The sequence below is a fragment of the Anaeromyxobacter dehalogenans 2CP-C genome (assembly GCF_000013385.1).
Lineage (GTDB): Bacteria > Myxococcota > Myxococcia > Myxococcales > Anaeromyxobacteraceae > Anaeromyxobacter > Anaeromyxobacter dehalogenans_B.
In genome coordinates this window covers 1,013,595-1,031,166 of record NC_007760.1, presented here as the reverse complement: position 1 = coordinate 1,031,166, position 17,572 = coordinate 1,013,595, and the positions used below count along the sequence as shown (strand labels likewise).

Below are 17,572 nucleotides of genomic sequence, written 5' to 3'. Positions count from 1 at the left end.
CCGGCTCACCCGCCCCACAGCCCCCAGCGCCCGGCCCCCAGCACCGCGGCCGCGAGGGCGGCGTTCGCGACCGCGTGCGCCAGCACCGCGTCGCCGAGGCGGCCGCGCCAGCGGCGCACGCCCGCGAACGCCAGGCCGGCGGCGGCGCCGAGCAGCCACTCGGAGTGGACGGCGCCGAACGCCAGCGACGAGCCGAGCGCGGCCGGCCAGCTCCAGGCGCGCGGTGGCACGTCCCGGAAGCCCGGCGCCACCAGCCACGGCAGGAGGAAGCCGCGGAACGCGAGCTCCTCCACGACCGGCACGAGCAGGCACGAGCCGGCGAGCCGCGCCGAGATCCACGCGGCCCGCTCCGCCGGGCCCATCCGCGCCAGGGCCTCGGAGACGGGCGTCGCGTCGCCGCCGGCCAGCGCGATCCAGGCGGCGCCCACCGCCAGCCCCGCCGCGACGGGGAGCAGCGCCGGGGCGAGGACCGCCGCCGGCAGGCGGCGCCGGACCGCCAGCAGGACCGCGGCGCCCGCGGCGACGCGGAGCCCGTAGAGCCGATCGAGCGCGCCCCCGGCCAGCATCGAGGTGACGAGCGCCGCCGCCAGCGTGGCGACGAACGGCGCCGCGTACGCGCCCGCGCCGGGCGGCACGCCCGCGGCGGTGCCGCCCTCCGCGCCGGCGGGGCGGGCCAGCCACCGCGAGCGCTCGGCGACGGCGACGCTGCCGAGCGCGATGGCGATGAAGAACGCCCAGCCGAGCTTGGAGTGGAAGCCGCCGAACGCGAGGTCCGGGCGGCCCGCGGCCGCGAGCAGCGTCAGCACCGCGACCCGCAGCACGTTGCCCGCCAGCGCGGCCGCGGCGCCGAGCGGCAGCAGGAGCAGCGCGCGCTCCCAGCGGATGCGGCCGCGCGCGAGCGCGATCCAGACCGCCTGGAACAGGACCACCAGCCCGACGCCGTCCACGCCGGAGCAGACCGGCGCGATCTCGATGCGCAGCCCGCTCGCCCGGATCACGCTCCGGGCGGCGTCCACCCGGATCGCCGCGCCCGCCGCCGACGCCAGCGCGCCCGCCGCGTGCAGCGTCACCGCCGAGAGCGTTCCCCACAGCCCCTCGGCCGCCGCCGCCGCGCGCCAGGCGAGCAGCCCCACCGAGAGCGCCACCAGCGGCGCGAGCCAGCGGCGGGCGAGCGCGGCGAGGAGCCACCGGACCGGGGCGGCGGAACGAAGCGCGAGCAGGCCCGCGACCGCCGCGCAGGCGATGAAGCCCGCCATGGCGCGCGGGGACGGCGGCGGCCCGCCGGGGCGCAGCAGCGCCACCGCCACGGCGGCGGTGACCGCGTAGGCGCAGGCCTGGAGCGCGAGGACCGGCCAGGGCCGCCACGCGGGGAGCGGCGGGAGCGGGACCGCCGTCGCGGCGGCGCGTGCGTCGCCGCGCGCGATGAGCCAGCCGGCCCCGGCGGCGCCGAACAGCACCGGCCCCAGCATGCGCAGCGGCCGGACCAGCGCCATCGCTGGCCCGGCCATGGGCAGGTCCACGAGCAGCGACAGGCCGAGGTACTCCGCGACCAGCAGCGCCGCCGGGACCGTCCACCGCAGCCCCGCCCGCAGGCGCGCGGCGCGCAGGCCGCTGCCGCGGGACGTGACGGCGACGGCGCCCGCGCTCATGGCGGGCCGCTCAGCGGCGACGGCGGCGCGCCAGCAGGACGCCGCCGCCGACCACGAGCGCGGAGATCACGCCGGCCGCGGACGGGTCCAGCTCCGGGACGCTCATGCCACCGGCGCTCCCGCCGCCGCCAGGGTCCCCGCCGCCGACCCCGCCGACGCCCCACCCGCCGCCGGCGCCCCGATCGCCGTCGTTCCCCTGGCCGACGCCGCTGCCGTGGTCGCCGCCGTTGTCGTGGCCGACGCCGTTCTGCTGCCCGTGCTCGCCGGCGCGATCGTCCGCGGGCGCCTGCCCCCGCGCGTCGCCACCGACGGGTCCGGCGGCGGGTGCACCGGGCGGCGCGCGATCCGCGCGGCCTGCCTCCACGTCGGCCCGGCTCGCGCCGTCCGGCCGGAGCTTCTCCCGGGCGCCGGCGTCCCCGGACCCGAGCAGCAGCGCGGCGACCGCCGCCGCTCCCAGCGGCGCGAACGAGATCCGCATGTCATTCTCCCCCGGAGCGCCTTCACGAGCCGCTCAGAACACCGGGAGTCTCTGTCACGCAGGGCGAGGGGACAATCCCAGGCGCGAGCGACAGCGGGCGGGGCTGCGCGCCCCACCGCGTTCCCGCCCGTCACGCATCGTACGGGTGCGCGCGGCGGCCGCGCCCCGCGTCGAGCGCGCCGAAACCGGCGCGATCGCGGGCGCCTGCGAGGAGGCGCCCCGATCAGTTCCCGCCGGCGAGGCGCGCGGCCTCGGCCGCGTGGGGCGCGCGCGGGCACAGCTTCGCGTAGGCGCCCAGCTTGGTCTTGGCGTCCGCGAGCTTGTTCGCGTCGTGCTCGAGCTTGCCGGCGCCCCAGAGCGCCTCGCAGCTCGCCGGGTCCTTCTCGAGCGCCTTGCGGTACAGGTCGGCCACGACGTCGGCGCGCGCGCCGCGCGCGCGCTCCACGTCCGCCATCTCCACGTAGGCCGCGGCCGCGCCGCCGGCGCCGCCCTGGCCGTACTCGTCGATGGCCTGCGTCAGCTCCACCAGCGCGCCGGGGACGTTGTTGCGGTCGCGGTGCAGCCGCGCCAGCGCGACGCGCGCGTCGGGGAACGGCTTGCCGAGCGCGATGGCCTTCTCGTACTGGCCGCGCGCCAGGTCGGCGTCGCCCGCCGCGCGGTAGGCGTCGCCGAGCAGCAGCGCGAGGCGCGGGCTCTCGCCCACGCGGGCCACGGCCCGCTTCAGCGTCTCGAGGGCGCGCTGCGCGCCACCCTCCTGCGCGAGCTGCGCCCGCACCAGGTCGGCGTAGAGCGAGACGCGGCGGTCGTCGAGCGACACCGCGCGCTGGAACGCCTCCACCGCCCCGGCCGCGTCGCCGGCGCGCAGCTTGCGCTGGCCGACCAGCCACGGGATCTCCGGGCTGGACGGGTCGAGCTTCGCGGCGGCCTGCTCCTCCGACGCCGCCTCGGCGGCCTTGCCGTGCGCGCCGAGCACGCCGGCGCGGACCGCGTGCGCGAGGGCCTGCTGCGGCTTCGAGGCGCCGGCCTGCGGCGCGAGGACCAGCGCGGCGGCGCGCGCCGCCTCGTCGAGCTGGCCGCGGCCGAGCACCACCAGCGCCTTGCCCAGGATCGACGGCAGGTGCTCCTTCTGGATCCGCAGCGCGTAGTCGTAGTAGCCGGACGCCTGCAGCTCGTAGCCCTCGCCGCGCCGCCGGAACTGCTCGGCCAGCAGCCAGGCGGTCCGGGCGTCGCCCGGGTTCGCCTGCTGCGCGCGGGTGAGCGCGTCCCGCGCCGCGTCGAGGTCGCCGGCGCGCAGCTGCACCGCGCCGAGCACCGCGAGCAGGAACGGGCTCTGCGAGCCGTCCTCGCCGCCCAGCACCGCGTCGAGCGCCTGCTTCGCGCCGGCCGCGTCGCCCGAGCTCGCGCGCAGGTACGCCTCCGCCGCCACGAGGTGCGAGTGGCGGCCGAGCTTTCGCGCCGCGTCCACCTGGCGCATCGCCTCGTCGCGCACGGCGTCGCCGTCGCCGTGCTCGGCCCAGCGGATCGCGTCCACGTACGCGAGGAACGCGTGGCCGGCGAGCGCGTCGCGGTCGCGCTTCAGGATGTCCTGGAGCTTGGCGGCCGCCTCGCCGTAGGCGGCGTAGGCGTCGCGGTCCACCAGCTCGCGCGTCTCGCGGAGCAGCCGGTCGATCGCCTCGATCCGCTCCTTGCGCGCCTTGCTGTAGAGCGCCCAGCCGCCCAGCGCGACCGCCAGGGCGACGGCGAGCGCCACCGTCGCCACGATGGGCCCGCGGCCGGCGCGCTTCGGCTGGCGCGAGTGCGGGATCTGGAAGGTCTGCGTGCCGTACTTCTCCGCGAGCTGCTGCGCGTACGCGGCGCCGCTCGCCTGCGTGGGCGGCGGCGTCGGCAGCGGCACCTCCTCGGAACGCTCGGCCGCGGCCGGCGCGCCCGGCGCCTGCGGGCGCGCGGGCGGGGGAGCGGGCGGGCGCTGGGCCGGCGCCGTTACGCGCGGCGCGACGGGCGGTCCACCGGCGCCGGCCGGCGTGGCTGGCGCGGCCGGCCGCGCCGGGGCCGCGGGCACGGCGGGCGCGGCGGGTCCGACGCCGTGCTTCTCCAGCAGCGCCCGGATCTCCGGGTCGTTCGGCGCGGCGTCGGCGGCGCGGCGCAGCGCCGCCTCTCCCGCCTCCCGCTCACCCAGCCGGAGGTGGAGCACGCCGGCGAGCTGGTTCGCGGCCGCGAACGTGGGGAAGGCCGCGAGCACGGCGCCGAGCTCCTCGAGCGCCTTCCGATCCTTCCCCTGCTCGGCGTAGACGCGCGCCAGCAGCACCTTGGCGGCGGGATCGTCGGGGTGCGCCTTCACGCCCTTCTTGCAGACGACCATCGCCTCCATGAACCGGCCGGCGGCGAGGTATGCCTCGGTCAAGGGACGGTAGGCGTCCGAGGCGGGATCGGAGGCGAAGGCGTGCTCGAGCGCCGACAGCTCTGCGGGCGTGAGGGGCTTTCCAGGCGTGCGCATGGGGGAGTCCAACATAGCATCGAGGCCGGTGCGTCAGACGGTGCTTGACACCCCCCGGCCGGAACCGTTAGAGAAGGCGTCCCCTGACCTCGGGGAAGTCTTCGTGGGGCTGTAGCTCAGCTGGGAGAGCGCTAGAATCGCACTCTAGAGGTCGTCGGTTCGATCCCGATCAGCTCCACCAATCTCGAAGGGCCCGGCGGCGACGCCGGGCCCTTCGTCTTTGCGGGGAGGCCCGCCTGCGCCCTGCTCCTACCGGCGCGCCCGTTCGGCGCCGTCCTCCGACACGAGCTGGACGGTGCGGGTCGGGAACGCGAACGACGATCCGGCCCCCTCCACCGCCTCCATGATCTGCAGCAGCACCTCGGTGCGGATCTCGCAGAACTCGTTCCAGTCGGTGGTGCGGAACCAGGCCAGCACCTCGACGTTGAGCGTCGAGTCGAGCAGCGCCGTGAACCGCACGCCGATGCCCTCCGGGTGGACCTTCGGGTGCGCGCGCAGCAGCGCGTCCACCCGGCGGATCACCTCGCGCATCTGCGCGGCCGTGGTCCCGTAGGACAGGCCCAGGTTGAGCGAGAGGCGGATGCGATCGCGCGCGCCGAACGTCTCGCTGCGCATCTCGGAGAGCTTGCCGTTCGGGATCGTGACGAGCGTCCGGTCCAGCGTGCGGATGCGCGTCGAGCGCATGCCGATCGACTCCACCGTCCCGGTGACGCCCTCCACGTTCACGTAGTCGCCCTGCCGGAACGGCTGGTCCACGCCGATGGACACCGAGCCGAACAGGTTCTCGACGGTCTTCTGGGCGCCGAACGCCACCGCGATGCCGCCGATGCCGAGGCCGGCGAGGAGGCTCGCCACCTGGAACCCGAGCTCGTTCAGCACCGAGATGAGGCCGATGGCGACCACCGCCGCCTTCGAGATCTTGCGGCCGACCGGGAGGAACGCGGCCAGCCCCGGGTTCGCGGCGGTGCGCGGCGCCTGCGCCATGGCCTGGAACGCGACGCCCACCGAGCGGTAGGCGCCCCAGAACACCACCAGGAACGCGACGGCGCGCAGCAGGTGGTGCACCACCGTGGCGGCCCCGTCGGGCAGGACCAGCCACGGGAGCATCGCGGTGACCAGGCCGACCGCCCACAGCGCGGTGAGCGGGCTCGCGATGCGCTGGAGCAGCAGGTCGTCCCAGGTCGTGCGGGTGCGCGCGGCGAGGTGGCCGAGCACCTGGCGCGTGGCCCAGCCGAGCACGGACCCGAGCGCCATCGCGAGCACGACCAGCACCGGCATCGCGAGCCACTGCCACCACAGCAGGCCGCGCGGCCCGCGCTCCCGGAGCGGCGCCGGCAGGTGCGCCTCGAAGAACGGGCGCGCGTCGCCCTGCGGCTCGACCCGCACCTCCACGCGCGGCGCGCGCGCCGGGGTGGCGGCCGCGTCCCGGGGGGACGTCGCGGCGGCGGGCGGGGCCCCGGCCGCGTCCGGCTGGGCGGCTGCGGGCGCGGCCGCGAGCGCCAGCGCGAGGGCGGCGCCTGCGAGGGCGAGGGAGGATCGCGTCATGGCGGGGGAGGATAGCGCGGGCGCGGGCGGCGCGGCGGGTTACATTGGCGCCGGAGGAACCGGATGGCACGCATCCCGATGGAGGCTTTCGAGGAGGGCACCGAGATCGTGCGCGTCTACCTCGCGGCGCGGCTCGAGGAGGCGCAGGCGGTGGAGCAGGCGCTGGACGGCGCGGGGCTGGAGTACGGCGCCGAGACCGAGGACCTGGCGCCGCCGAGCGCGTTCCGCGCGCGGCGCCGGGGGGTCGGGTTCTGGCTGGACGCGCCCGACGCCGACCGCGGCGTCGAGGCGCTGGAGCGGGCGGGGCTGGTGGCGGGCCTGGTCCGGCGCTGAGCCGTCAGGCGCGGGCGCGCGGCAGCGGCTTGCCCTTCTCGAACGCCGCGTTCTCGCCGAAGCGGGCCACGATCTTCTTCTTGGTGTCGAGGCCGGTCGCCTCGATCACGAAGTTCGGCACGCGGCGCGCGCGCGCGTCGGCCACCCAGCGGGTGATCTCGACGCGGCGCCGGCTGGTGCGCACGGGCCGCCCGGCGCGGCCCGCGGCCATCTCGCGCTGGATCCCGTCCTGCACGAGATCGCCGACCTGGCGGGCGATGGCGGCGGAGATCCGCTCGACCACGCGGTCGGCGGTCTCTCGGATGATGGCGTCGATGGAGGTCTCGCGGGCGGGTCTCGGCATGGGCGTTTCCCTCGGGTGTGGACGAAACATAGTCCATCCGCATTGATTGTCCACGCTCCCTTCGACATTCATTGCGCGAGCGATTGCGCTTCGAACGGCACATTGCCGCAAAGTCGGCCCCCCGGCGGGGTTCGGCCACCTGCCCCCACATGCGCGCGGGGCGCCAGGAGGCGGCGCGCGCGGCGGCGCGTCGCATCCGCAGGCGTGCGGCGCGTCAAGGCCGGCGAGCGGCGCGCCGGCCGGCCGCACCCGGCCGCGCCCGCAGGCGCGCGAGCGCGCGCAGCAGGTCGGGGCGCTCGGTCAGGACGGGCCGGAGCGGATCCGCGCCGAGCCGGGCCGCGCGCGCGGGAACGGTCCGGACGGTGAACCGCGCCGGGTCGAGGCGGGCGTTCACCTCGCTCCAGCGCAGCGGCGTGGACACCGGCGCGCCCGGCCGCGGCAGGACCGTGTAGGGCGCCGGGATGGCCGCGCCGTGGCCGTTCCGCAGGCAGTCGAGGTGCACGCGTCCGCCGCGCGCCGCGGCCGTGCGGGCGGTGGTGGCGAGCCCGGGCAGCTCCGCCTCGACCGTCCGCGCCAGCAGCTCGGCCAGCGTCCGCGCCTGCGCGTGCGTGAGCTGGCCGCCGAGCGGGACGAGCACGTCGAGCCCCCGCTCCCCGGCGGTCTTCGCGTGGCTCGGCAGCCCGGCGGCGGCGCAGAGCGCGTGGAGCGCGCGCGCCACCCGCACCACCTGCGCGAACGGCGCGCCGGCCGCGTCGAGCTCCACCACGCACCAGTCCGGCCGCTCCAGCGCGCCCGCGCGGCCCGCCAGCACGTCGAAGGGGATCGCCCCCTGGTTCACCAGCCAGGCGAGGCCGTCGGCGTCGTCCACCACGAGGTGCTCGGCGGCGCGGCCGCCCTCCGCGTGCACCGGCACCGCGCGCAGCCAGGACGGCCGCCACGCGGGCGCGTCCTCCTGGAGGAAGCTCCGGCCGTGGATGCCGTCCGGGAAGCGGGTGAGCACCAGCGGACGGTCGGCCAGGAACGGCAGCATGAACGGCGCGATGGCCCGGTGGTAGGCGAGCAGATCGCCCCTGGTGATCCCGTCCTCCGGGAAGCAGACCTTCTCCGGGTGGGTCACGTTCACGCTGCGTTCCGGCCCGCGGGAGCGTGGCGCGGCCGGCGGCCTCGACCGGACGCCCGGCGGCGGGCGGCGCGGCGCAGGGCCTGCAGCGGCCGGCACGAGGACCCAGTCGGCGGATCGGCCTGCCCGGTAGGGCGCCGCGGCGCGGCGGGCGAGCACGCCGGGGAGGCCCCGGCGCTCCGCCTCGCGGTGGAGCGCGCGCCCCGCCCGCTCGACGTGGCCGGCGAAGCGCACCGCCCCGACCGCCGGCGCGACCTCGGCGAGCAGCCGCTTGCGATCCGCGAGCGCCAGGCGGCGCAGGTCGCGCCCGCCCAGCGCCAGCAGGTCGAACGCGAACAGGGTCGCCGGCCGCTCCAGCGCGGCGCCTGCGGCCGCGCCCGTGGCGGCCCGGGCGCGCGCCTCCAGCGCCTCCGGCGACGCGCGTCCGTCGTCGTCGAGCACGACCAGCTCCCCGTCGAGCACCGGATCCGCCGGCAGGAGCGCCACGGCGAGCGCCACCTCGGGGAAGCGCGCGGCGAGCTCCTCGCCCCCCGGCGTGCGCAGCACCGCCCCCATGCCCTCGCGGCGCGCCGACACGCGCTGGCCTCCCTGCGCCACCTCGAAGATCCAGCCCGCGCGGTCGAACGGCGGGCGCCGCGCGCCGGGCATCATGGGCGCCACCCCTCGCGCCGGGAGCGGGCGCTCCGGCGCGCCGAGGCGCGCGGCCTCGCGCGCGGCCGCCTCGGCCCGGCTCGTCCCGGCCGCGAGCTCCTCCACCGTTCGGCCGGAGAGCACCGACGCCTCCGGGAACGGCCGCCCCGGCCCGGCGAACGGGTCGCCGCGGTGCTTCAGCAGCAGCCACTCGCGCTTCCCGCCCTCCGCGGCGCGGGTCCGGACCAGCGTCCACTCTCCGTGCAGCTTGTGGCCGCGCAGCCGGAACACCAGCTTGCCGCGGGCCAGCCCGTCCTCGGGATCGCCCACCGGCCACCACGCGCCGCGATCCCACACGATCACGGCCCCGGCGCCGTAGTTTCCCGCCGGGATGATCCCCTCGAAGTCGGCGTACTCGACGGGGTGGTCCTCGACCTCGATCGCCATGCGGCGGTCGGACGGATCCGCGGACGGGCCCTTCGGCACGGCCCAGCTCCGCAGCGTGCCGCCCAGCTCCAGCCGGAAGTCCCAGTGGAGCCGCCGGGCCGCGTGCTTCTGCACCACGAACGCCCGCGCCGGGCCGGGCTCGCCGTCGCCGGGCCCGCGGCCGCCGAACGGCTCCGGGGTCCGGCCCGGGTCGCGCATGGCGCGGTATCGCTCCAGCCGGTCGGGCACCGGAGGTGATCTAGCCCTCGGCCGCCCCCGCGGCCCGCGCTTCCCAGATCCGCCGGCGCGTGCGAACCTCGGCGGACGTATGTGGGGTTACCGCACCCGCGAGGTCGCCCGCATGCTCGGCCTCCCACCGGCGGAGGTCCGGCGCTTCGCGCGGGCCGGCTTCGTGGCGGCGCGGCGCGGCCCGCGCAACGAGCTGCGCTTCTCGTTCCAGGACCTCGTGCTGCTGCGCGCGGCCGCCGGGCTGGTGCAGGCGCGGCTGCGGCCGGCCCGGGTGCGGCGCGCGCTGCGGCGGCTCGCGGCGCAGCTCCCCGAGGGCCGCTCGCTCGCGTCGGTCCACGTCGCCGCCGAGGGCGGGCGCGTGGTGGTGCGCGACGGCGGCGCGCGCTGGCACCCGGAGACGGGCCAGGTGCTGCTCGACTTCGGGGTCGGCGACCTGGCGCGGCGCGTGGCCCCGCTGGTGCGCGCGGCGGCCCGCCGCGGCCGCGGGGTCCGGCCGCTCGACGCCGAGGCCTGGTTCCAGTGGGGCCGCGACCTGCACGACGTGGCGCCCGCCGAGGCGCGCACCGCCTACCGGCAGGCGCTCGGGGTCGCGCCGGATCACGCCGGCGCGCACCTGCACCTGGGGCGGCTGCTGCTGCGCGACGACGGCGACGCGCGCGCGGCGGAGCTGCACCTGCGCCGGGCGCTCGAGGACCCGGCGCTGCGCGCGCCCGCGGGCGTGGAGCTCTCCGCGGCGCTCGAGGCCCAGGGCCTGCTCGACGAGGCCCTGCTCGCGTGCGCCCGCGCCCTCGAGGCGGATCCGGCGCTCCCCGAGGCGCACCGCGCCGCGGCCCGGCTCCTGACACGGCTGGGCCGCGCCGAGGATGCCCGCCGGCACCTCGACGCGGCCCTCCGCCCCGGCTAGCGCGAGCCCGGCGGACGGCGCGCCGCGCGCTGCCCGTCCTGGCTGCGCTTCAGCGCGCGCGCCGCCGCGAGGTGCGCCTCGGCCACGTTCTCGGTGTCGTCCAGCCACTTCTTCAGGCGCGGGTCCTGGCCCGGCGTCCGGTTGCGCATCGTCTTCAGGTCCTGGACGTAGCGCTGCTCGACGTCGATGGCGGCGCGGACCAGCTCGCGGTCGAACGCCTCGCCCTGCGCGGCGCGCAGCCGGTCCATCATCTGCTGGTGCCCGGCGCGCTCGTGCTCCGGGAGCGGCAGCGTCGTCACGTCCTGGCCGCGCTCGCGCACCAGCGCCGCGAGCTCCCCGTCCACCCGGCGGGCGTCCTGCTCGAGCGTGCGGCCGAAGTCCTTCACCGGCTGCGACGCGCCCTGCTGCTGCGCGAGCTGCCCGGCGTCCACCTCGAACGCGTTGCGCAGGTGCAGCGTGGCGAGCGTGTTGCGGGCGTCCTCGGTGAGCGCCGGCTGGCCCGCCGCCGGCTGCCCGGGCGCCGCCGTGACGGGCGGCGTGGTCGCCGGCTGCCGCGGGATCGGGCGTGGAACGCCCGGTGTCTGGGCGCCGGCGGTGGCGCCGGCCAGCGCCAGCGCCGCGCCGAGCGCGAGCCTCGAGATTCGTGCGGTCATGCGTGTCCCTCCCCGCACGAGAGGATGGAGACGGCGGCGAGCCCCGGCACGCTCCGTCGCGGCGCCCGCCCACCTCGCCGGCGGCGGGGCGGGCGGCGCCTCAGGGTCGCGGCAGCGGGGGGCGCGGCGGCATGGCCGGCCCGGCGCGCGACGGCGCGACCGCCGCGTTGCGCACCGGCTCCTCGGCGCGCGCGGTCTTCAGCACGTTCATGGCGGCGGCGATCATGGAGCCGACGTCGGAGAGCGTGGCGGGCAGGATGACCGTGTTGTTCACCTTGGCGAGGTGGCCGAACTGCTCCACGTACTGCTCGGCCACGCGGAGCTGGACCGCCTCCACGCCGCCCGGCGCGCTGATCGCGTCGCCCACCTTGCGCAGGCCCCCGGCGGTGGCCTCCGCGATGGCGAGGATCGCCTGCGCCTGCCCCTCGGCCTCGTTGATCTGCTGCTGGCGCGAGGCCTCGGACTCCTTGATGACCTGCTGCTTCTTGCCCTCGGCGGTGTTGATGGCGGCGTCGCGCTCGCCCTCCGAGGCGAGCACCACCGCGCGCTTCTCCCGCTCGGCGCGCATCTGCTTCTCCATGGCGGCGAGCACGTCCTGCGGCGGGGTGATGTTCTTGATCTCGTACCGCAGCACCTTCACGCCCCAGGGCCCGCTGGCCTTGTCCAGCTCGGTCACCACCATGCCGTTGATGTGCGAGCGCTCCTCGAACGTCCGGTCGAGGTCGATCTTGCCGATCTCGGAGCGGAGCGCGGTCTGCGCCAGCTGGCTGATGGCGTAGTAGTAGTCGGCGATGCCGTAGGACGCGCGCTGGGCGTCGAGCACCTTCAGGTACAGGATGCCGTCCACCGCCACCTGCACGTTGTCCTTGGTGATGCAGATCTGCTCGGGGATGTCCACCGCCTGCTCCTTCAGCGTGTGCCGGTAGCGGATCACGTCCGCGAACGGCAGCAGCACGTGGAAGCCGGCGTCGAGCACGCTGTGGAACCGGCCCAGCCGCTCCACCACGTAGGCGTTCTGCTGCGGCACCACCACCGCGGTCTTCACCACCACGAACACGGCGAAGGCCGCGACCACGATCGCGATCATCAGCCCGGCGCTCATCGGTTCCATCCCGTCCTCCCGGACCTCGTGCGCGCCGTCACGCGGCGCGGACCCACAGCAACACGCCCTCGACCCGCTCCACCCGGCAGCGCTGGCCGGCGCGCAGCGTGTCCCCGCCCACCGCCCGCGCGCGCCAGGGCACGCCGCGCAGCTCGGCGGCGCCCTCGCCGCCGGCGGGCACGTCGCCGAGCAGCACGACCTCCTCGCCGACCAGCGAGTCCACCGGGGCGCCCGGGCGCCGCGTCAGCCGATCCTGGAGCCGCCGGCGCAGGGTCGCGAGGAGCACCAGCGACACCGCGGTGAACAGCAGCCACTGCCCGACGCGCCCCAGGCCCGCCGCCGCGGCGGGCGCGACCACCAGCGCGCCCACGCCGAAGAACAGCGCGAACAGGCCGCCCGGCGTGACCAGCTCCACCACCAGCAGGCCGATCCCGGCCAGCACCCACATCCACCAGTCCATGCGCCCCTCCGACCGCCCGGATGCTAGCAGAGGCGGGCCGCCGGCGCGCGGCGGCGCGGGCCGGGATCGCCCTCCGGCTCGCGAGCGCTACAGCCTCACCTGCAGCTCGTACCGCCGGTTCTTCGCCTTCTTCGCGGGCGTGTCGTCGGGCTTCACCAGCGGCTTCTTCGAGCCCATGCCCACCGACTCGATCTCGGCCTGCGGGATGCCGCGCGCCACCAGCTCCTTCTCGATCACCGCGGCGCGGCGGGCGGACAGCTCCTGGTTGTGCGCGGCCGAGCCGGACGTGTCGGTGTGGCCGGACACCACGAACTTGAAGTTCTTCACGCCGGCGCCGTTGAGGCGCTTCTTCGCGTCCACCAGCGCGTTCGAGAGCCGCTTCATCTTCTGGTCGCAGCCGGGCTCGAGCTGGTCGTTGTCGGTCTTGAACGAGCACTGGTTCTTGCGCCCCTCCTCCAGCAGGCGGCGGTTGATCTCCTTCTCGAGCTTCCCGACGGTGGCCTGGCCCGCCGCCTTCTTGGCGGCGTCCCAGGGCACCTGTGCGGCCGCCGGCGCGGCGAGGGCGAGGGTGATCACGGCGGCGAGGGCGAGGCGGGTCATGTCGATCTCCTTTGCGCGAGGTGCGGATCTTCTACGCCGGCCGGGGGCGGCCGCAAGCGCCGTCGCGCGCGTCGCGGTGGGCCCCGGACCCACCTCTGCGCCCGGGCGGCGCCGGCGCGGCGGCGCCCGCGCGCGGAGGCCGGGCGGGCTCCCGCCGGCCAGGCGCCGTGCGCAGGATGTACGCGTCACGGAGGTGGCGCATGGCGCGACGGGTTTCGAGCACGACGACGGATCACGACACGATCCGCCGGTGGGTCGAGGAGCGCGGGGGCTGGCCGGCGTCGGTCATCGGCACCGAGCGGGGAGACGAGACCGGCATCATCCGCGTGGACTTCCCGGGCTACAGCGGCGAGGGCAAGCTGGAGCGGATCCCCTGGGACGACTGGTTCCGGAAGTTCGACGAGGCGAACCTCGCGTTCACGTACGAGGAGACCACCGCCGGCGGGCAGCGCTCGAACTTCAACAAGCTCATCGGCCGGGAGACCGCCGACGCGCGGGCGCGCGGGCGCCGGACCTCGCGGCGGGCGAGCCGCGCCGGCGGCGGGGCGCGGTCGGGTGCGCGAGCGCGGAGCCGCACGTCGGCCGGACGCGCCGGCGCGCGGTCGGCGCGCGGCGGGGCCGGCCGCACGCGCAAGACGGCGCGCGCGGGCTCGGCGCGGTCGGGCAGCGCGCGGGGCACCGCGCGGGGCCGGACGGGCGGGCGCCGCACGGGCGAGACGCAGGGGCGCCGCCAGGCCTCCCGCGCGGAGGCGGCCCGCACCGCGCGCCGCGGCGGGACCTCGCGCACGGGCAAGGGCCGGGGCACCTCGCGCGGCAGCTCGGGCGGCCGCCGCAGCGCCAGCGGCCGCGGGGGCTCGCGCGGCGGGTCGCGCTCGGGGGGCTCGCGCCGGGGCCGCTCGCGCGGCCGCGGTCAGGCGTAGCGCCGGACCATCCGCGCGCAGAAGTCGGCGTACTCCTCCGGCTCGCGCGGCGGGCTGGTGTGGTGCGGCTTCAGGCCGCGGTGCTCGGGCGTGAAGCAGAACGTGACCGTCACCTCGAACGGCTCCAGGGCGCGCATCTGCCGGTCGAACCAGGCCTCCCAGCCCGGCCGAAAGCTGTCCGCCCAGGAGAGGCCGGTGCGCAGGTGGCGCACGCCGAGGTCCTTCAGCCACCGCACGCCCGCGTCGAGCCGCGGGTCCTCGAAGTGGAACCACTGGCAGATGCCCAGGCCGGGCGCGAGCGCGGGGAACGCCGCCAGCGCCGGCTTGGGCGTGCCGTCCTCGCGGATGAGCCCCATGTAGAAGTGCCGGTAGTACGACGAGCCCTCCGCCTCGCGGTGGCGGGTGGTGGCGGGCCACGCGCGCGGCAGGTCGAACAGGCTGTACCAGTGGATGCGCGGGGCCTTGCCGAGCAGCAGCTCGGCGGTGCGGCGGAGCCCCCACTCCTGGACCTCCTCCGCGCCGAACGACGAGACGCCCACCTCGGAGATCCACACCGGGAGCCGCATGGCCGAGGTGATCTCGGCGAGCCGCGCCGGCCACTCCTGGATCTGCCAGTGGTTCCAGTCGAGCGGGAAGCCGTGGATCGCGACCGCGTCCACCTCGGCGAGCCCGCCCTGCGACTCCAGCAGGCGCAGGAACCCCGCGTCGATGGGCGAGGTGCCGCCCAGCACGCGGGTCAGGCCGGGCCGCTCCGCGCCCACCGCCGCGCCGGCGAGGCGCACCATCTGCGAGAAGCGGCCCCAGCCCGGATCGGCGCCGAAGTCCCAGTGCGACAGGTTGTTCGGCTCGTTCCAGAGCATCACCGCCTCGATCACGGCGCACCTCCGTCGCGCGGCGGCGCCGGGTACACCGGGCCGCCGAAGGGATCCGGCTCGGCCGGCCGGCACAGGTAGACCTCCGTGCCCGGCACGGGCGCCGGCGCGAACCCGGCCGAGCGGAGCATCGCCTCGACGCAGGCGCGGTTCGGGATCCACCAGTTGGTCTCGTCGTGCGCGTAGCGCCGCTCGACGAAGTGCAGCTTGGGCCAGGCCGGGTGGTCGAACACCTCGCGCTCCTCGAAGGGATAGTCCGGCTCCGCCGGGAACCGCCCGTTGGAGCCGCGCAGCATGCTCTGGAACACGAGCAGGTCGCCGACCGCGTGCGCGCGCAGGAGGTCGAGGGCGAGCAGCGGGTGGCGCAGGTGGTAGAGCACGCCCATGAACAGCACCACGTCGAAGCGCTCCCCGAGCCGCGCGACGTCGTAGACCGACAGCTCCCGGAACTCGACGTCCAGGCCGGAGATCTCGGCGGCGAGCCGCGCCTGGGCCAGGTAGCGCGGGTCGAAGTCCACCCCCAGCACGCGGTCGGCGCCGCGCCGCTTCATCTCGAGCGAGAAGAAGCCGGCGTTGCAGCCCACGTCGAGCACGCTCCTGCCCGAGAGGTCCTGCGGGAGCGCCGGCGCGATCGCGCGCCAGACCAGGCCCGGGTAGTCGCCGAGGAAGTGGTCCGGCGCGGTGCGCACGCCGTTCAGCTCGAGGTTGTGGAACCACGGCGAGAGCGCGCGCACGCGCGCCTCGATCTCCGCTCGCGTCATCCGCTCACCCCATCCCCGGCGCCTCGCCGGCCTCGCCTGGCTCGGGCTGCGGCCCCTCGCGGAGCAGCCGCAGCGCCTGCCGGTATCCGTCCAGCGTCCCGACGTCCACGTAGGCGCGCCCCGCGTGCACCGCCCGCGCCGCGCCGCCCTGCTCCAGCCAGGCGTTGACCAGCGTCCCGACGTACGCGTCGGCCTCGCCGCGCTCCAGGAACAGCGCGTGCAACTCGGCGAGCACCGCGCCGGTCAGCTTGAAGCCGCCCCACACCCAGCCGGTGGACGGCCGCGCGGCCTTGACCTGCACCTCGCGCACGACGCCGTCCGGCCCGCTGACCACCGCGTCGAACAGCTCCGGCCGCTCCACCGGGAAGCACAGGAACGAGAGGCCGCCGCCCGGGAGCGCTCGGTAGCCGTCGGCGGGGAACCAGACCGTGTCGGGCAGCCCCACCAGCACCTCGTCCGCCGGCCCCACGAACGGCAGCGCGCGGAACAGCGCGTCGCACAGCCCGGCAGGCCTGGGCTGGACCACGTAGCAGATCCGGGCGCCGCCGACCGCGCCGCCGAAGTACTCGACGATGTCCGACTTGCCGGGCGAGATGACGAAGCACAGCCGGTCGGCGCCGCCGCGGAGCATCCGCTCGACCAGGTACTCCGACACCGCGCGCGGCCGCTCGCTGCCGTCCACCATGCGGCTCCCCACCGGCAGGAGCTCCTTCGAGAACGCGAGCGGCTGGATCCGGCTCCCCACGCCGGCCGCCGGCACGATGCCCCACGTCATCCGGCCAGCCCCTCCGCCGCCGCGTCGAGCGGCGCCGCGGCCGCGCGCGTGGCGGCCTCCGGCCCGGCGCGCAGCTCCGCCGCCGCGGCCGGGGGTGGCGCCGGCCGCTCGCTGCGGCGGGCCGCCTCGCACAGGCGGACCAGCTCCCGCGCGCGCGCGGCCGCGGTGTGCTCGTCGAGGGCGCGCTCGCGGGCGCGCGCGCCCAGGCGGGCGAGCCGCTCGCGCGGCAGCTCCACCGCGGCCACCGCCTCGCGGGTCGAGCGCGCCACCAGGATCTCCTCGCCCGGCGTGAAGAACGCGTCCAGGCCGTCGAACCAGTCGGACAGGACCGGCACGCCGCAGGCGGCCGCCTCGAACAGCCGGCCCGACGGGCAGTGGCCGAGCGCGGCCATCTCGGCCCGGGTGACGCTGAGCGTGAGCGGCGACGAGCAGAAGAACGCCGGGTGGAGCGAGGGCTCGAGGTGCCGCACGTAGCGGACGTTCGGGCGCCAGGGGAAGCGGTCGTCGTACATCGAGCCGGCGAGCACGAACGTGCGCTCCGGGAGCCGCGCCGCCGGGCCGAGGAACAGCGCCTCGAGCGCCGCCTGCCGCGAGGGCGCGTAGGTCCCCAGGTAGGAGAGGTCGCCCAGGAACGGGCGCACCGGGCGCGACGGCCGGTGGACCTCGGGATCAACCGAGCCGTAGAGCGGCGCCACTCGCCGGGCCCCGAGCAGCCCCGCCAGCGCGCCGAGCGCCCGTCCGCCCGTGTACGAGAGGACCAGGTCGTGGTGGCGAAGCCCGCGCGGACCCAGCCACTCGACCGGCAGCCCGCGCCGCGCCCGCTCCAGGGTGACCCCGGTGTCCATGTCGTAGAAGACGCGGAGCGCCGAGCGGGCGGAGAGCACGCGGTCGCCCGCCTCCACGCCGTCCGGGCAGTAGGAGGTGACCATGGCGACGTCGGCGGAGGCGATCGCCTCGTCCGCGCGCGCGCGCACCTCGGAGAGCTCGCGGTAGATCACGAGGTCTCCGGCCGGGAGCGTCCGCAGATCGCGGTGCGCGGCGTACCAGGGCTGGTCGCGCTCGAAGAAGTCGAGCCGGTGCCCCTGGCGCGCGAGCGCCCCCGCCAGCCCGCGCCACAGCGTGGCGTGCCCGTTCCCCCACGAGGAGCTGACGGTCAGCCCGAAGACGACGAAGCGCACGCCCTGAAGCCCCCTCCCCGCCCCTGCGCTGCGGGCCCCCAGCCGGAAAGCTAGGGCGGACCCACACCGCCCACCAGCGG

At 77.1% G+C, this 17,572-nt stretch carries 17 protein-coding genes and 1 tRNA gene; 4 read left to right on the top strand and 14 right to left on the bottom strand.

The genetic code is table 11. The features are described 5' to 3' along the window. Nucleotides 1-5: 5 nt before the first annotated feature. From xrtE to ADEH_RS04545, 3 genes are all read right to left on the bottom strand, one after another. Nucleotides 6-1,649: an exosortase E/protease, VPEID-CTERM system gene (gene xrtE, locus ADEH_RS04555; protein WP_011419948.1), complete on the bottom strand. Its 1,644-nt coding sequence runs from the start codon at nt 1,647-1,649 to the stop codon at nt 6-8. 10 nt (nt 1,650-1,659) lie between these two features. After that, a complete protein-coding gene (locus tag ADEH_RS04550) occupies nt 1,660-2,127 on the bottom strand; it encodes a hypothetical protein (RefSeq protein ID WP_011419947.1) in 468 nt (155 codons plus the stop codon). Nucleotides 2,128-2,350: 223 nt separating this feature from the next. Then, entirely contained in the window at nt 2,351-4,621 is a 2,271-nt protein-coding gene (locus tag ADEH_RS04545) for a tetratricopeptide repeat protein (RefSeq protein WP_041453320.1), read from the bottom strand. Between the two features lie 105 nt (nt 4,622-4,726). Between ADEH_RS04545 and ADEH_RS04540 the strand changes: the two genes are divergently transcribed. Continuing rightward, nucleotides 4,727-4,802, top strand: a tRNA-Ala gene (locus ADEH_RS04540). 68 nt (nt 4,803-4,870) lie between these two features. On the opposite strand, the gene ADEH_RS04535 is transcribed toward ADEH_RS04540, so the two are convergent. Next, nucleotides 4,871-6,166, bottom strand: a complete 1,296-nt coding sequence (locus ADEH_RS04535; RefSeq protein ID WP_011419945.1) for a mechanosensitive ion channel family protein — start codon at nt 6,164-6,166, stop codon at nt 4,871-4,873. Between the two features lie 63 nt (nt 6,167-6,229). On the opposite strand from ADEH_RS04535, the gene ADEH_RS04530 reads away from it, so the two are divergent. Beyond that, nucleotides 6,230-6,499: a hypothetical protein gene (locus ADEH_RS04530; RefSeq protein ID WP_011419944.1), complete on the top strand. Its 270-nt coding sequence runs from the start codon at nt 6,230-6,232 to the stop codon at nt 6,497-6,499. A 4-nt stretch (nt 6,500-6,503) separates the two neighbouring features. Here the strand turns inward: ADEH_RS04530 and ADEH_RS04525 are convergent, their stop codons facing one another. Together ADEH_RS04525 and ADEH_RS04520 are read right to left on the bottom strand one after the other, a co-directional pair. Continuing rightward, a complete protein-coding gene (locus tag ADEH_RS04525; protein ID WP_011419943.1) occupies nt 6,504-6,842 on the bottom strand; it encodes a hypothetical protein in 339 nt (112 codons plus the stop codon). Between the two features lie 214 nt (nt 6,843-7,056). Continuing rightward, nucleotides 7,057-9,267 (bottom strand): DNA polymerase ligase N-terminal domain-containing protein, encoded by a 2,211-nt coding sequence (locus ADEH_RS04520; RefSeq protein WP_081436897.1) that lies wholly within the window; start codon nt 9,265-9,267, stop codon nt 7,057-7,059. 79 nt (nt 9,268-9,346) lie between these two features. On the opposite strand from ADEH_RS04520, the gene ADEH_RS04515 reads away from it, so the two are divergent. After that, nucleotides 9,347-10,171: a MerR family transcriptional regulator gene (locus ADEH_RS04515; protein ID WP_041453319.1), complete on the top strand. Its 825-nt coding sequence runs from the start codon at nt 9,347-9,349 to the stop codon at nt 10,169-10,171. Here the strand turns inward: ADEH_RS04515 and ADEH_RS04510 are convergent. The 4 genes from ADEH_RS04510 to ADEH_RS04495 all read right to left on the bottom strand — a co-directional run bounded on the left by ADEH_RS04510 (nt 10,168) and on the right by ADEH_RS04495 (nt 12,986). Continuing rightward, nucleotides 10,168-10,824 (bottom strand): DUF4142 domain-containing protein, encoded by a 657-nt coding sequence (locus ADEH_RS04510; RefSeq protein WP_011419940.1) that lies wholly within the window; start codon nt 10,822-10,824, stop codon nt 10,168-10,170. The genes ADEH_RS04515 and ADEH_RS04510 overlap by 4 nt on opposite strands. Nucleotides 10,825-10,924: 100 nt before the next feature. Continuing rightward, complete coding sequence (locus ADEH_RS04505) at nt 10,925-11,935, bottom strand: SPFH domain-containing protein (protein ID WP_011419939.1); 1,011 nt, start codon at nt 11,933-11,935, stop codon at nt 10,925-10,927. Nucleotides 11,936-11,963: 28 nt separating this feature from the next. Then, entirely contained in the window at nt 11,964-12,386 is a 423-nt protein-coding gene (locus ADEH_RS04500) for an NfeD family protein (protein ID WP_011419938.1), read from the bottom strand. An 87-nt stretch (nt 12,387-12,473) separates the two neighbouring features. Further along, nucleotides 12,474-12,986: an OmpA family protein gene (locus ADEH_RS04495; RefSeq protein ID WP_011419937.1), complete on the bottom strand. Its 513-nt coding sequence runs from the start codon at nt 12,984-12,986 to the stop codon at nt 12,474-12,476. Between the two features lie 200 nt (nt 12,987-13,186). Between ADEH_RS04495 and ADEH_RS04490 the strand changes: the two genes are divergently transcribed. Further along, complete coding sequence (locus tag ADEH_RS04490) at nt 13,187-13,906, top strand: hypothetical protein (RefSeq protein ID WP_011419936.1); 720 nt, start codon at nt 13,187-13,189, stop codon at nt 13,904-13,906. Here ADEH_RS04490 and ADEH_RS04485 read toward each other — a convergent pair. Genes ADEH_RS04485 through ADEH_RS04470 form a run of 4 tightly spaced genes read right to left on the bottom strand, consistent with a single transcriptional unit; the run spans nt 13,897 to nt 17,492 of the window. Then, entirely contained in the window at nt 13,897-14,766 is an 870-nt protein-coding gene (locus ADEH_RS04485; protein WP_041453814.1) for a beta-xylosidase, read from the bottom strand. The genes ADEH_RS04490 and ADEH_RS04485 overlap by 10 nt on opposite strands. 11 nt (nt 14,767-14,777) lie before the next feature. Continuing rightward, a complete protein-coding gene (locus ADEH_RS04480; RefSeq protein ID WP_011419934.1) occupies nt 14,778-15,539 on the bottom strand; it encodes a TIGR04290 family methyltransferase in 762 nt (253 codons plus the stop codon). A gap of 4 nt (nt 15,540-15,543) precedes the next feature. Continuing rightward, on the bottom strand, nt 15,544-16,314 hold the full coding sequence (locus tag ADEH_RS04475; protein WP_011419933.1) for a sugar phosphate nucleotidyltransferase: 771 nt from the start codon (nt 16,312-16,314) through the stop codon (nt 15,544-15,546). Beyond that, entirely contained in the window at nt 16,311-17,492 is a 1,182-nt protein-coding gene (locus ADEH_RS04470; protein ID WP_011419932.1) for a CgeB family protein, read from the bottom strand. Before ADEH_RS04470 ends, ADEH_RS04475 begins: the two co-directional genes overlap by 4 nt. Between the last annotated feature and the right edge of the window lie 80 nt (nt 17,493-17,572).

Excerpts from the sequence above, each read along its gene's own strand:
- xrtE (WP_011419948.1), bottom strand. The coding sequence starts at position 1,649 with ATGAGCGCGGGCGCCGTCGCCGTCACGTCCCGCGGCAGCGGCCTGCGC.
- ADEH_RS04550 (WP_011419947.1), bottom strand. The coding sequence starts at position 2,127 with ATGCGGATCTCGTTCGCGCCGCTGGGAGCGGCGGCGGTCGCCGCGCTG.
- ADEH_RS04545 (WP_041453320.1), bottom strand. The coding sequence starts at position 4,621 with ATGCGCACGCCTGGAAAGCCCCTCACGCCCGCAGAGCTGTCGGCGCTC.
- ADEH_RS04535 (WP_011419945.1), bottom strand. The coding sequence starts at position 6,166 with ATGACGCGATCCTCCCTCGCCCTCGCAGGCGCCGCCCTCGCGCTGGCG.
- ADEH_RS04530 (WP_011419944.1), top strand. The coding sequence starts at position 6,230 with ATGGCACGCATCCCGATGGAGGCTTTCGAGGAGGGCACCGAGATCGTG.
- ADEH_RS04525 (WP_011419943.1), bottom strand. The coding sequence starts at position 6,842 with ATGCCGAGACCCGCCCGCGAGACCTCCATCGACGCCATCATCCGAGAG.
- ADEH_RS04515 (WP_041453319.1), top strand. The coding sequence starts at position 9,347 with ATGTGGGGTTACCGCACCCGCGAGGTCGCCCGCATGCTCGGCCTCCCA.
- ADEH_RS04510 (WP_011419940.1), bottom strand. The coding sequence starts at position 10,824 with ATGACCGCACGAATCTCGAGGCTCGCGCTCGGCGCGGCGCTGGCGCTG.
- ADEH_RS04505 (WP_011419939.1), bottom strand. The coding sequence starts at position 11,935 with ATGGAACCGATGAGCGCCGGGCTGATGATCGCGATCGTGGTCGCGGCC.
- ADEH_RS04500 (WP_011419938.1), bottom strand. The coding sequence starts at position 12,386 with ATGGACTGGTGGATGTGGGTGCTGGCCGGGATCGGCCTGCTGGTGGTG.
- ADEH_RS04495 (WP_011419937.1), bottom strand. The coding sequence starts at position 12,986 with ATGACCCGCCTCGCCCTCGCCGCCGTGATCACCCTCGCCCTCGCCGCG.
- ADEH_RS04490 (WP_011419936.1), top strand. The coding sequence starts at position 13,187 with ATGGCGCGACGGGTTTCGAGCACGACGACGGATCACGACACGATCCGC.
- ADEH_RS04485 (WP_041453814.1), bottom strand. The coding sequence starts at position 14,766 with ATGCTCTGGAACGAGCCGAACAACCTGTCGCACTGGGACTTCGGCGCC.
- ADEH_RS04480 (WP_011419934.1), bottom strand. The coding sequence starts at position 15,539 with ATGACGCGAGCGGAGATCGAGGCGCGCGTGCGCGCGCTCTCGCCGTGG.
- ADEH_RS04475 (WP_011419933.1), bottom strand. The coding sequence starts at position 16,314 with ATGACGTGGGGCATCGTGCCGGCGGCCGGCGTGGGGAGCCGGATCCAG.